Source organism: Kroppenstedtia guangzhouensis (assembly GCF_014637345.1).
Classification (GTDB): domain Bacteria; phylum Bacillota; class Bacilli; order Thermoactinomycetales; family DSM-45169; genus Kroppenstedtia; species Kroppenstedtia guangzhouensis.
Map to the genome: position 1 here is coordinate 217883 of NZ_BMEX01000001.1, position 12132 is coordinate 230014.

The window sequence follows — 12132 nt, forward strand, 5'->3', positions numbered from 1 at the left end:
ACCTCCTGTCCTGTTCGGGAGAACGAGTGTTGAAATTGGTTCTGGCCCGCACGTTCCGAATGTAGGAATCTGCAGACCATTCCGGGAAACAAAATACTTCACCATTCTAGCACAGGAAGTGTTCCCTTGCAAGAAGTGCCCCCCTTGAGTAAGATGGGTTTGTCTGCTTTTTTTCTGACAGGGGTTGTTGTACAATAGGCCTAGTATGGAACCCGCCTTCGGGGAGGAATCTGAGATGACTTTGGATGTATCCACTCATTATGGAGAGGTTGAAGTATCCAACGAAGTGATCGCAACCATCGCCGGCGTTGCAGCCATGGACTGTTACGGTCTGGTGGGGATGGCTTCCCGCAGCCAATTGAAAGACGGTATCGCCGAACTCCTGGGCAGGGAAAACCTCAGCAAGGGAGTCGAGGTCCGGGAAGATCAGGGCCAAATGGAGATTGATATGCATATCATTGTGGGATATGGAACCAAAATTTCCGAGGTGGCTCACAATGTGCAATCCAAGGTGAAGTACACCCTGGACCAGATGGTGGGGCTCAAAGTGAGCCGGGTGAATGTCTTTGTGCAAGGGGTCCGGTTGGTGAGCGAAGAGTAAGGGGGACCACTGTTGGTACGAGTGATTGATTCACAGACATTTTTGGACATGGTTCGTTCGGGAGCGGAGAGACTCAACCGAAGCGTGGATCAGGTGAACGCGCTCAATGTATTCCCGGTCCCGGATGGTGACACCGGAACCAATATGAACCTGACACTGACTTCTGGTGTAAAGGAGCTGGAAAGGCAAGCGGCTTCCAAAGGCCATGTGGGCCAGATGGCGGAAGCGCTTTCCAAGGGTCTGCTCATGGGTGCCCGCGGAAACTCCGGGGTGATCCTCTCACAATTGTTCCGAGGTTTTGGAAAAGGAGTGGCCGAGAAGGAGGTTTTGACTTCCAGGGAGTTCGCCGAGGGATTGAAGCGCGGCGTGGACACTGCCTACAAAGCGGTGATCAAGCCGGTGGAGGGCACGGTTTTGACCGTGGCCCGGGAAGCTGCTGAAAAGGCAGTTCGGATGTCCCACCGAACGGAAAGTCTGGCAGAAATGATGGAGATGGTTCTGGAGGCGGCCCGAAAAGCTCTCCAACGGACCCCGGAACAGCTGCCGGTTCTGGCCCAGGCCGGTGTGGTCGATGCAGGGGGACAAGGGCTCGTCCTGATCTATGAAGGATTTCTGGCAGCACTGACCGGTGAAGATGTTTCCTACACGGTGACCGAGGCTGACGCCGGGACCGCCGATTTGGATCGACTCGGGGAGATTGCCCACAAACAGAGCGCCCAATCCCATTTTGAAACCGGGGATATTGAACATGGTTACTGCACGGAGTTTATTGTTAAATTGAAACCGGACAAACTGTTGGAGACGCCTTTCTCGGAAGAGAAGTTTCGGGCGGACATGGGCGGGTTCGGCGATTCCCTCCTGGTCGTCGCCGACGATGACTTGGTCAAAGTTCATATCCATGCGGAACATCCGGGGGAGACTTTGACCTATGCCCAGCGTTACGGGGAGCTGACTCGGATCAAAATTGAAAATATGCGGGAGCAGCACGCCTCGATTCTCGATTCTGAACACCGGGACACGCAACAAGGGGAAAGTGTCTCCAAGCCGGTGACGAAACGTTACGGATTGGTGGCGGTGGCCATCGGAGATGGAGTTTCGGAGATTTTCCGAAGCCTGGGCGCCGATGTAGTGATTCAGGGGGGGCAAACCATGAATCCCAGCACGGAGGAGATTGTGCAGGCTGTGCAGGGGATTCCAGCGGAACATGTTTTCATTCTGCCCAACAACAAAAATATCATCATGACTGCCGAACAAGTGACGGAGTTGGTGGAAGTTCCGGTGACAGTTCTGCCCACCCGGACCATCCCTCAGGGATTGGCGGCTCTTCTCTCCTTTTCAGAAGAAGAGGACGTAAAAATGAACCAAAAGCGTATGATGGAGAGCGTTCAGGGCGTCTCCTCCGGCGAGGTCACCTATGCGATCCGGGATTCACAGTATGAAGGTGGAGCCATCAAAGAGGGAGACTTCCTCGGCATCCGTGAAGGTCGGATTGAGGCAGTCGGTGCAGAGATGCTTGCAACCTCCCGGGAGCTCCTCGCCCGTATGCTCGCCAATGGCGGCGATGTGGTCACACTTCTTTACGGAGAAGATGTGACACAGGCTCAAGTACAAGAATTGACCCACTTCCTCGAGAAGGAGTATCCCGACGTGGAATGTGAGGTTCACTACGGAGGACAACCTCTCTACTATTTCTTATTCTCCGTGGAATAAAAAGATCAGTGGGGGTGCTCAAATGACAAAAGTGCAGGTAATCACGGACAGCACGGCGGATATTCCCAAGCATCTCATCGAGGAACTGGGGATCGTGGTCGTTCCGCTGAAAGTGCATTTGTCAGGGGAATCTTATCTGGACGGTGTAACCATCAGTCCGTCCCAGTTTTATGAGCGCCTTAAGGAAAGCGATGAGATGCCCACCACCTCCCAACCCTCTCCCATCGACTTTGTGGAAGCTTACAGGGAAGCGGCCAAGGATGGGAATGTGGACATCCTGTCCATCCATCTTTCTTCCGCTTTCAGCGGAACCTACCAGTCTGCCTTGCTGGCCCGTTCCATGGTGGAAGACGAGTTCAAGGTGACAGTGGTCGATTCCAAAAAGGCCTCTTACGCCATTGGGATGATTGTGGTCGAGGTGGCCCGGGCAGCCAAGGAAGGAAAATCCCTGGATGAGTGTGTGGCCATTGCCAACCGTCTGATCGAGGAAGAACAAGTTTTCTTCCTGGTCGATACCTTGGAGTATCTGCAGAAGGGTGGACGCATCGGGAAGGCTTCCGCCGTCGTCGGTTCGTTGCTCAATATCAAACCGATCCTCTCCATCAGTCCGGAGGGAGAAGTCTTTCCCGTGGACAAAGTGCGAGGAAAGGCCAAGGCGATCTCCCGTATCTTTGAAATGTTAAAGGAAAACTTGCCGGAAGGTGCGAAGGATGTCGCCGTATTATATACGGACAACCGAGAGGAAGCGGACAAGTGGGCCGATCGTCTCAAAGAAACTTTTCAAGTGGATCATGTGGAGTATACCGAGATCGGTCCGGTGATTGGGGCCCATGTCGGTCCGGGAACCATCGCCGTGGTCTGCACACCCAAAACATCCTGAGTCCGGCAGATCCGCAGCAATCGGGTGTGACCAAGGAGGGAACCCGTATGAAATTTCGGTCTGTTTTTGATATTATCGGTCCTGTGATGATTGGGCCCTCCAGTTCGCATACCGCAGGTGCGGCGCGGATCGGAAGGGCTGCCCGAACTCTTTTCGGGCGGTTGCCCCAACGGGTGACCATTACCTTGTACGGATCCTTTGCCAAGACCTATCAGGGACACGGGACTGATGTGGCCCTGGTCGGGGGATTGTTGGACTTTGACACCGATGACGAACGCATGGTGCAGGCTTTGGAGATTGCCCGGGAATCAGGAGTGGAAGTCACCTTCATCGAATCGGAAGAGGTGGCGGATCACCCCAATACAGCTCGCCTCCATCTGGAGGATGACCAAGGGGATCTGGAAGTGACGGGAATCTCCATCGGCGGCGGAAAGATGGAAATCGTGGAGCTGAACGGTTTTGAGTTGAGACTTTCCGGAAGTGCGCCCGCGCTGCTGGTGACACATCATGACCGATATGGCGCGGTGGCCAAAGTGGCGACCGTACTGGCAAATCATCGGATCAACATCGGTTATATGCAGGTATCCCGAAAAGAGAAGGGTTTGGAAGCGTTGATGATCATCGAAACAGATCAGCATGTGGATGATCAGGTTCAACAGGAGATATCCTCCCTTGAGGATATCACCGGTGTGACCGTGTTCTGAATCTTGGGAGGATCGACTGGCAAAAGGCCGCCGTTTTCCAGACGGCGGCTGTTTTTTTGCCGGTTGTTCATGTCGAGAGTCCGGGTGTGTTAAAATGTCGGGAGAGGTTGCGGGAAAAGCGCTTTCCTTCCATAACAGGACAAGAAATACATCGGATCCATTCCGAATCATGGATAGATCTGGGGGTGGAGGCACATGAATTTTCGTACAGTGGCGGAATTAGTGGAGCTGGCAGAATCCAAAGGGATGCCGATCTCCGAAATCATGATCCAAAAAGAGATGGACACTTTTAACAAAAGCAGACAAGAAGTGTTTGAGCAGATGGCAGGAAATTTGGATGTGATGGAAAAGGCGGTTCGCAAGGGATTGAATGAACAGATGAAATCCCACAGCGGCCTCACCGGGGGTGACGCCATGAAAATCCGGACTTATATGACTGAAGCCCCAGTCCTTCTCTCCGGGAGAGATGCCTTGGATGTTGTCTCCCGGTCCATGGCCGTTTCCGAAGTGAACGCCGCCATGGGTACAGTGGTGGCGACACCGACAGCCGGCGCTTGCGGAATCCTCCCCGGGTGTGTATTCACAGCAGCGGATCGACTGGACTCCGACCGGGAGACAATGGTGCGGGCACTTTTTGTGAGCGGTGCAATCGGTTACTGTATCGCCAACAATGCTTTTATTTCCGGAGCGGCAGGGGGCTGTCAGGCGGAAGTGGGGTCCGCGACGGCCATGAGCGCGGCAGCGATGGTGGAAATGGCTGGAGGGAGCCCTTCCCAGTCAGCGGAGGCGGTGGCCATCGCCCTGAAAAATATGCTGGGCTTGGTCTGCGATCCTGTCGCGGGGCTGGTGGAGGCCCCCTGTGTGAAACGAAACGCCATGGGAGGCGCCATCGCCATGGTGGCGGCAGACATGGCTCTGGCCGGTGTGAAGAGTGTCATTCCCACCGACGAAGTGATTGAAGCCATGTTCCGGATCGGGCGGGACATGCCGGTCAGTCTGAAAGAGACTGCTTTGGGAGGGTTGGCGGCAACCCCGACGGGCCGTGCCCACGAGCGCCGGATCTTCGGGAAGTCTGCCGAGTGAGATGGATTTAAACCTGAGACCAGTGACTGAGGTTCCGGGGGTGGGGCCCAAACGGGCTGAAGACCTTGAAAAGTTGAGAATCCGGACCGTGGCTGATCTGCTGGGATATTTCCCCTACCGATATGATGATTTTCGGGTTATTGATATCAGCGAAGCGATTCATGATGAGAAAGCGACTTTGGAGGGGATCTTGTACGGTCCCTCCAGTATTCGCTGGTACAGTAAGAAAAAATCACGGCTGACGGCCCGCATCGAAGTAAACGGGGTTCATGTGGGAGTGGTCTGGTTTAATCAGCCCTTTCTGAAGAAAAAATTGAAGCCAGGCCTCAGAGTGGTCGTCTCCGGAACCTGGAATGCCCACCGACTGCAATTGACCGCTGACCGTACTTGGATCGGCGATGAAAGCAAAGGGAGGATCAATCGGATGGAACCGGTCTATTCCGTGACTGGTTCCATTCAGGTTTCTTGGTTACGGCGGACCATTCATCAGGCTTTTGCCGCTTTTGGACGGGAGATCGAGGAGATTTTGCCGGAAGGGATTCGGCGGCGCTATCGACTTCTCGACAGGGCCAAAGCCATGTATATCCTTCATTTTCCCAAGGGAAGGGAGGAAGGTAAACAGGCCCGCAGGCGGATGGTGTATGAAGAATTATTCCTCTATGAACTGAGGCTCCTCTGGCACCGTAAACAGCAAAAACGAAAGGATCAGGGCATTTCGCGCCGCTTTGACCGGGAGCGGGTGGAGGCTTTGATCCGGGATTTGCCCTTCCCCTTGACGGGAGCCCAGCGGCGGGTGGTGGAGGAGATCTTGGCGGACATGGAAGCCGACAGCCGGATGAACCGTTTGTTGCAAGGGGATGTCGGTTCAGGGAAAACCGTGGTGGCGGCCATCATTCTGTATGCCAATTGGTTGAGCGGTTACCAGGGGGCGCTAATGGTGCCGACGGAGATTTTGGCGGAGCAGCATCTCCGATCTCTGAAGGAAACCTTGGCTCCGGTGGGAGTTAATCTCGAATTGTTGACAGGGAGCATGACCGTCCGGGAAAAAAGGGATGTACTCTCCCGAATCCAGATGGGGTCGACAGATCTGGTGGTAGGTACTCATGCCCTGATCCAGGAAAATGTTCATTACCGCAACCTGGGTCTGGTCATCACCGATGAACAGCATCGTTTTGGCGTGCGTCAGCGAGGTGTCCTGAGGGAAAAGGGGAAATCACCGGATGTTCTGTATATGACAGCCACCCCGATTCCCCGCACCCTGGCCATCACGGCATACGGGGACATGGATATATCCACCATTGATGAAATGCCGGCGGGACGACAGCCGGTGGAAACTTTTTGGGTTAAACGGGATGTCTGGAGTCGTGTGGTCGATTTCATCGGAAAGACCTGTCGGGAGGGACGGCAAGCTTACGTGATTTGTCCCCTCATCGAAGAATCCGAAAAAGTGGACCTCCAAAACGCCCAAACGGTCTTTGAAGAAATCGCGGTCTCTCTTGCACCGATCCGGGTCGGTCTGCTGCACGGCCGAATGTCACCGGCGGAAAAAGAAGAAGTGATGCAAAGTTTTGCCGACAACCAAACCCAGGTGCTCGTCTCCACCACGGTGGTGGAGGTGGGGGTGAATGTACCTAATGCGACGGTAATGGTGATTTATGATGCGGACCGCTTTGGATTGGCCCAACTTCATCAACTTCGCGGACGGGTGGGACGGGGGGGAGGAAAAGCAACCTGTATTTTGGTGGCCGACCCCAAGTCTGAGACGGGAGTTGAACGGATGCGTGTAATGACCGACACGACAGATGGATTTGAAATTGCCAGACGGGATCTGGAATTGCGGGGACCGGGAGATTTTTTTGGCGTGAAGCAAAGCGGAGCACCGGAATTCAGGGTGGCGGATCTGATCGGAGATTTTCGTGTGTTAGAGGTGGCCCGGGCGGATGCGGCGGCACTCCTGGAAGATCCGGATTGGGAAGATTCCGATGAGATGGAGCCTTTGCGGAAGGCGATAGAGAGGTTTGGAAAAGAAGGAACCCAATTTGATTAGACAAGTTTTAAAAATGAACCCAACACATATATTGTTGTTGTGACTGAAAAGCCCGGTGGAGTGGGGTCCACCGGGCCGGGATTGGTCGGAATGCCCTGCCGGTTACAGGTAGGGATTTTTTTTTCGGCTCTTTCGTTTGTACTTTTCACCGTAACGCTGAGAGAGTTGTATCAGGGTTTCGAACATTCTAACGACAGCGGACAACAGCAGAATCCATCTCTCCACGTTAGTACCCTCCTTTCAAACCAAGCTCCGACGGAGTGAGCCAACCTGCTCTGAAAGATTGCTGCGGGCCGGTCCTTGAAGGAGATTTACTTGAGGGATGATTTCGCTGTCTTTGTCTGTATTATTTTGGCCTTGATCGGAAAAGGATGTCCTGAAAAAGTGGGTAGTTGGCCTAAGGGTAATATACCATAAAAGTGAAATATTGTAAATACATAGAAAAGAGTTGTGATTTAAGTTCTTTTGTCGTTTTTTGAATATCATTCTGTCAGCCGTGATTCTTCTCATTCCGCCACATGTCCTTTTTCTGTTCAACTGCATAGTTATAAGGGGAGGTCCAAAGACGGGAGGTGTAGTGGATGAGGAGGAATCGGGATTTTTATACGGATTTGGCCCGGACGGTGAACCGAATCCTCGGCAGAAAAGCCCTGTCGGTGGAACGAATCGTCCGGACGGTGGATGAAGCGAAGAGAATCCGGCAAACCCGGGGGGTATTGGTTCTGGTTCAGTATCTGACGACCCTCAGCGAACGCCTGTTTACGCCGGCAGAGGTGGAGAAATTGAGACGTTCTCCACGAAAAAGGGAATATACGGACCGGATGTTGGATCTGATGGTGTCTGAGCAAGTGGTGACTTGCACGGAAGCCCGGATGTTGAAGCGGATGGTTTAGTTGTGTGTCTGGTGAAGTTTGTGTAAGTAGTGAGAGCCCGGTATGGCCGGGCTTGCACTCAGGAAGTACAAGTCTCGCCTGAGGTTGCTACCGCTTCCGGGTCTCGCTAGGCGCTGTTTCGTAAGAGATCGGAGACGGTCATACCGGCCCATTCCCAGCAATAATTGGATCAGACACGCCTTAAAAGCTCTGTGATCTGGAAGTGTTGTGATTTAAAGCAGTCCAGGACGGTCGGGATTGGGTTTCACATTCCGCTTTATTTGTTCTGGCGAGCCAAATACGCTTCAGAAAACCCAGCCCACCAAATTATAATGCTTTTAATGGGAGGATCAGAGGAAATAGGCGGGGGTGTGGGCATTGGCCGGGGACAGGCAACGGGCGAAAACATATGGTATGAGTGTACGGTATCCCAGATTATCTGAAAGGAGGAGACCAATCGATGAAAAGACGACCGATCCGGGCATCCCTTTCCAGAGTGCAAGAAGCCAAGCGTTGGGCTTGGTTAAAAACCAAGATGGAACAGCTGGCGGAGCGCTTGCCTCCACGACCGCCCCAACAGCCCTTTTTTCCTCCGCCACGGGATCCGGAGCCACGTGGATTTGCCAACCCGGGACCCCGCGGCCGCGGTGGAGGATTTGACGATCTCGGATGGGATGCGCCCTTCGGGCTTCCCCCTCGTCCGGAAGGCGGAGCCTCGAGGCGGCCCGAAGAGAGAAGCCCCCGTGACGGGCGGGACTTCCGACAGGATGAATGGTGGGGTGGACCCATGATGGGGTGGGGACGCCCACAGGACCGGGAAGTGCCTCCCTGGACCGAGTCTCCCCGCAACCGTAGCAGGGAAGGAGAAATTCCTTCTTGGAATCAGGCTCCCCGTTATCGCGACGGAGACAGAGAAAGGGAGGTGCCTTCCTGGAGCGGTCTGCCCCAGGACCGGGAAGAAGACACCCCCTATTGGGGCCATTCCCCTCGCGATCGCATCAGAGAAGGAGAAGAGGCGCCTTCCATGGGTCGCAGTCTGCGCTACAGGGAGGGGGATAGGGAAGGTCCGGCGGATCGCCGTTTGGAAGGCGGGCAGAGACGGGGGGAACGGTCCCGGAGAAGGTCCTCGGGACGGGATTGGGAAGAGCTTCCTTCGTTGTTCGATGAAACAGAACATGTGACCAGTTCCGGTGTTCGCCGCCGAAGGAGTCGCAGTTTTCAAAAGAGAAAATATTAAAGGAATATCTGCCTGCGGATCTATTACCCGCAGGTTTTATTTTTAAACCAAAAAAAGACCTGCGGAATTGTGTCCACAGGTCCATGGGATCCGCTTGCGGGCGGATCCTGAATGGGAGAGGAGAAACCGGAGGAAGAGCTTATGGGGAAACGTAAGTCTTCTCCGCGGTTTGACAGCATCTCCCGATGCTGTCATCCCCTATCTTTACCCTTTTCAGGTAGAATATACATACCTCAGGGCATTTTTTTGAGAAAGTCATGATTTCCATCCAGCGTGTTGATTATCCATGTTAGATAGGAAACAGGGGCGGGATGGGAGGCAGTGAAGAGGTCTTTGCACTCACCCGCACAAGTCTCGCCAGTGTCACTTCGTTCCTGGGTCTCGCTATGCGCTTTTGCAAGGAACCATAACCGTCCCACCATCCTCACCCCACAAGCAATATTTACGAGTGGGGTCAGGACGGAACGAAAGGTCTGTTTTTTAACACCTGGTTCCTACAGCCGGATTTCCATGTTTCAATCCTTTATGGTAGGATAAAAAATGTTCAAAACTTGACGGTAGGTGTCGTGATGCGGATCATTGCCGGTGAAGCAAAAGGAAGGCGGCTGAAAATGGTTCCGGGGGTGAAGGTACGGCCGACCACGGATCGTGTCAGGGAGTCTCTGTTTCAGATCATCGGTCCCTACTTTGAGGGGGGATGGGTCTTGGATTTGTTTGCGGGCAGCGGCTCCCTCGGCCTGGAGACACTCAGCCGGGGAGCTGAGCGAGGGGTGTTTGTGGACCGTTCCCCGGAAAGTGTGAAGACGGTGAGGCAAAATCTCCAGCTGGTGGGATTTGCGGATCGGGCGGAGGTTTACAGAAGGGATGCCAGGGCAGCTTTACGTGTGTTGGCTCGTCGAAAACTTTCCTTTCGGTACATATTTTTGGATCCGCCTTACCGGGAAACATTTTTGCCGGCTCTCCTGACGTATATTTCAGAACACGGTTTATTGGAATCCCAGGGAATCCTGATGGCGGAACACGGAGCCGCCTCCCGTCTTCAATCCCGATACAACCATCTGTCAATGGTCCGGGAGTTGGAGTACGGTCATACAGTGATCCATCTTTATCAAATGGAAAATCCAGGAGGTGTAAAGAATGCGAGTGGCAGTTTATCCGGGAAGTTTTGACCCGATCACCAACGGACATCTGGACATTGTGCAGAGGGGGGCGAGAGTGTTTGATCAGGTGGTGGTGGCCGTTCTTCACAACTCCCAGAAGAATCCGCTTTTTTCAGTGGAAGAAAGAACCCGCCTGATCCGGGAAGTCACTCGGGACATGGAGAATGTGGAGGTGGACAGTTTTGATGGATTGTTGATTGATTATGTTCACCAACGGGGGGCCCAAGTGGTGATCCGGGGTTTGAGAGCGGTTACCGACTTTGAATATGAATTGCAATTTGCATCCATGATGAGGAAGCTGGATTCCCAGGTGGAGACATTGTTCATGATGACCAACAACCAGTATTCTTTCCTCAGTTCGGGAATTGTCAAGGAGGTCGCCTCCGGGGGAGGGGATATCAAAGGCCTGGTGCCGGAAGTAGTGGAGCAAGCCCTTGCCGGAAAGTATGGATATTGAAAACCCGATGGTGTCATCGGGTTTTTTCGGTTTGGGGTAAGGGGGATCACTATTTTTCAATGGGTTCTTTCTGTCCGGAAATGTCTCAAAAATTGGATTCCCACTCCTATCAAAGCCAAGATTCCGAGCAAAAGGATCGCTCTCCATCCCAGATAGGAAACCCGTTCGGCCAGACCGTGCCATCCCGTCTCGGGAAGTTGGCGAAGAAAAGCGGGGACGGCGGCATCTGAATATAGGATGTACTGTTCCACCGGATTCCAGATCAGGAGGGTGATCCAACCGGCGAGAATCCCATGAATCAAGCGGGCGATTCCATAAGGGGCATAACGGATGTCTGTCCGGCTCAAGATGCTGGCCACTTGGGCGTGAACAGACAGACCGCTCCATGCAGTGACGGTGCCGACGATGGCGATTTTATAGGCCAGGTGGACAGTGTTGGGCACCTGGCTGGCAACTTGGGCACCCAGTGTGATTTCAAAAAGACCGGATATCACTGGGGATGCCAGTTCTCCCGGAATCCGGAGGAGGGAAAACAGATGGCTGATTCCCGCAGCCAACCATTCGGTGATCCCCACTTGACCCAATACTTCGATAATGACGGAAAACATCATGATAAATCCGCCGACCACCATTAAAGTGTTGATAGATGAGGTGATCGCATCCCCCATCAATTCTCCCAAGCTGCGGCCGTCTTTTAACCGCGCCTGATGCATTTCCCGATAGGCCCGGATCAGGAAATGGGTTTGATCCTTCGCCGGTACGGGAGTCGTGGATCCCTGAGGGTCGTGAAAACGCATCAGAATTCCCAGCAACAAGCTGGATGTATAGTGGGCGATCGCGATAATCACCCCCAGGGAGACATCGTGGAAAAAACCGACGGCGACAGCACCGAACATAAACAAAGGATCGGCGGTGTTGGTAAAGGAGACCAATCTTTCTCCCTCGGATCGGGTGATCAGATTTTGTTCCCGCAAACGGGCGGTCAGCTTGGCCCCGATGGGATAACCCGATGCCAGTCCCATCGCCATCACAAATCCTGCTGCTCCGGGGACGCGGAAGAGAGGCCGCATCAATGGCTCCAACAGAACACCGAGGAAATGGACGACGCCGAATCCCATCAGAATCTCCGAAGCGATAAAAAAAGGCAATAAAGCGGGAAAAACGATATCCCACCAGGTTTTTAGTCCTTTCAGCGAAGAGTTGAAAGCTTGCTCCGGAAACAGGATCAGGGAACCCACGAGAAATAAGGCGACACCTCCCAGGGTCAGGGAGCGGAAGTGGTTTTGGAAGGGGTGGTTCATCGGCTCCATTCAAATCCTCCCGTTCATCTACTGGGTTTGGTACATGTCTACGCTTAGGGAAAAAAATTAGACCGCCTGTC

Annotated in this window: 12 protein-coding genes; 10 read left to right on the forward strand and 2 right to left on the reverse strand. The window is 53.6% G+C overall.

The window, feature by feature from the left end; translation table 11 throughout:
• The first annotated feature begins 235 nt into the window (after positions 1 to 235).
• From IEV46_RS01230 to recG, 6 genes are all read left to right on the forward strand, one after another.
• Positions 236 to 601: an Asp23/Gls24 family envelope stress response protein gene (locus IEV46_RS01230; RefSeq protein WP_188428966.1), complete on the forward strand. Its 366-nt coding sequence runs from the start codon at positions 236 to 238 to the stop codon at positions 599 to 601.
• A 9-nt stretch (positions 602 to 610) separates the two neighbouring features.
• Positions 611 to 2311: a DAK2 domain-containing protein gene (gene fakA / locus IEV46_RS01235; RefSeq protein ID WP_188429529.1), complete on the forward strand. Its 1701-nt coding sequence runs from the start codon at positions 611 to 613 to the stop codon at positions 2309 to 2311.
• 22 nt (positions 2312 to 2333) lie between these two features.
• Positions 2334 to 3191 (forward strand): DegV family protein, encoded by an 858-nt coding sequence (fakB, locus tag IEV46_RS01240; RefSeq protein WP_188428968.1) that lies wholly within the window; start codon positions 2334 to 2336, stop codon positions 3189 to 3191.
• Between the two features lie 47 nt (positions 3192 to 3238).
• Complete coding sequence (gene sdaAB, locus IEV46_RS01245; RefSeq protein ID WP_188428970.1) at positions 3239 to 3895, forward strand: L-serine ammonia-lyase, iron-sulfur-dependent subunit beta; 657 nt, start codon at positions 3239 to 3241, stop codon at positions 3893 to 3895.
• Between the two features lie 195 nt (positions 3896 to 4090).
• Positions 4091 to 4978, forward strand: coding sequence for an L-serine ammonia-lyase, iron-sulfur-dependent, subunit alpha (sdaAA, locus tag IEV46_RS01250; protein WP_188428972.1), 888 nt, complete (start codon positions 4091 to 4093; stop codon positions 4976 to 4978).
• 1 nt (position 4979) lies between these two features.
• A complete protein-coding gene (gene recG, locus IEV46_RS01255) occupies positions 4980 to 7025 on the forward strand; it encodes an ATP-dependent DNA helicase RecG (RefSeq protein WP_188428975.1) in 2046 nt (681 codons plus the stop codon).
• 102 nt (positions 7026 to 7127) lie between these two features.
• Here the strand turns inward: recG and IEV46_RS18305 are convergent, their stop codons facing one another.
• Positions 7128 to 7250 carry a hypothetical protein gene (locus IEV46_RS18305; protein WP_268235857.1) on the reverse strand — a complete coding sequence of 41 codons (123 nt, stop codon included), beginning with the start codon at positions 7248 to 7250 and terminating at the stop codon, positions 7128 to 7130.
• Positions 7251 to 7606: 356 nt separating this feature from the next.
• On the opposite strand from IEV46_RS18305, the gene IEV46_RS01260 reads away from it, so the two are divergent.
• From IEV46_RS01260 to coaD, 4 genes are all read left to right on the forward strand, one after another.
• A complete protein-coding gene (locus tag IEV46_RS01260) occupies positions 7607 to 7918 on the forward strand; it encodes a hypothetical protein (RefSeq protein WP_188428977.1) in 312 nt (103 codons plus the stop codon).
• Between the two features lie 439 nt (positions 7919 to 8357).
• Positions 8358 to 9134, forward strand: coding sequence for a hypothetical protein (locus IEV46_RS01265; RefSeq protein ID WP_188428979.1), 777 nt, complete (start codon positions 8358 to 8360; stop codon positions 9132 to 9134).
• 569 nt (positions 9135 to 9703) lie between these two features.
• Entirely contained in the window at positions 9704 to 10303 is a 600-nt protein-coding gene (gene rsmD, locus IEV46_RS01270) for a 16S rRNA (guanine(966)-N(2))-methyltransferase RsmD (protein WP_188428981.1), read from the forward strand.
• Positions 10272 to 10751 (forward strand): pantetheine-phosphate adenylyltransferase, encoded by a 480-nt coding sequence (gene coaD / locus IEV46_RS01275; RefSeq protein WP_188428983.1) that lies wholly within the window; start codon positions 10272 to 10274, stop codon positions 10749 to 10751. The genes rsmD and coaD overlap by 32 nt, the downstream gene beginning before the upstream one ends.
• Before the next feature lie 56 nt (positions 10752 to 10807).
• Here coaD and spoVV read toward each other — a convergent pair whose 3' ends face one another.
• A complete protein-coding gene (gene spoVV, locus IEV46_RS01280; RefSeq protein ID WP_229735801.1) occupies positions 10808 to 12061 on the reverse strand; it encodes a dipicolinic acid transporter SpoVV in 1254 nt (417 codons plus the stop codon).
• Positions 12062 to 12132: the final 71 nt, after the last annotated feature.

Bases quoted from the DNA above. Each gene is read 5' to 3' on its own strand.
- IEV46_RS01230 (WP_188428966.1), top strand. From the start codon at position 236: ATGACTTTGGATGTATCCACTCATTATGGAGAGGTTGAAGTATCCAAC.
- fakB (WP_188428968.1), top strand. From the start codon at position 2,334: ATGACAAAAGTGCAGGTAATCACGGACAGCACGGCGGATATTCCCAAG.
- sdaAB (WP_188428970.1), top strand. From the start codon at position 3,239: ATGAAATTTCGGTCTGTTTTTGATATTATCGGTCCTGTGATGATTGGG.
- sdaAA (WP_188428972.1), top strand. From the start codon at position 4,091: ATGAATTTTCGTACAGTGGCGGAATTAGTGGAGCTGGCAGAATCCAAA.
- recG (WP_188428975.1), top strand. From the start codon at position 4,980: ATGGATTTAAACCTGAGACCAGTGACTGAGGTTCCGGGGGTGGGGCCC.
- IEV46_RS01260 (WP_188428977.1), top strand. From the start codon at position 7,607: ATGAGGAGGAATCGGGATTTTTATACGGATTTGGCCCGGACGGTGAAC.
- IEV46_RS01265 (WP_188428979.1), top strand. From the start codon at position 8,358: ATGAAAAGACGACCGATCCGGGCATCCCTTTCCAGAGTGCAAGAAGCC.
- rsmD (WP_188428981.1), top strand. From the start codon at position 9,704: ATGCGGATCATTGCCGGTGAAGCAAAAGGAAGGCGGCTGAAAATGGTT.
- coaD (WP_188428983.1), top strand. From the start codon at position 10,272: ATGCGAGTGGCAGTTTATCCGGGAAGTTTTGACCCGATCACCAACGGA.
- spoVV (WP_229735801.1), bottom strand. From the start codon at position 12,061: ATGGAGCCGATGAACCACCCCTTCCAAAACCACTTCCGCTCCCTGACC.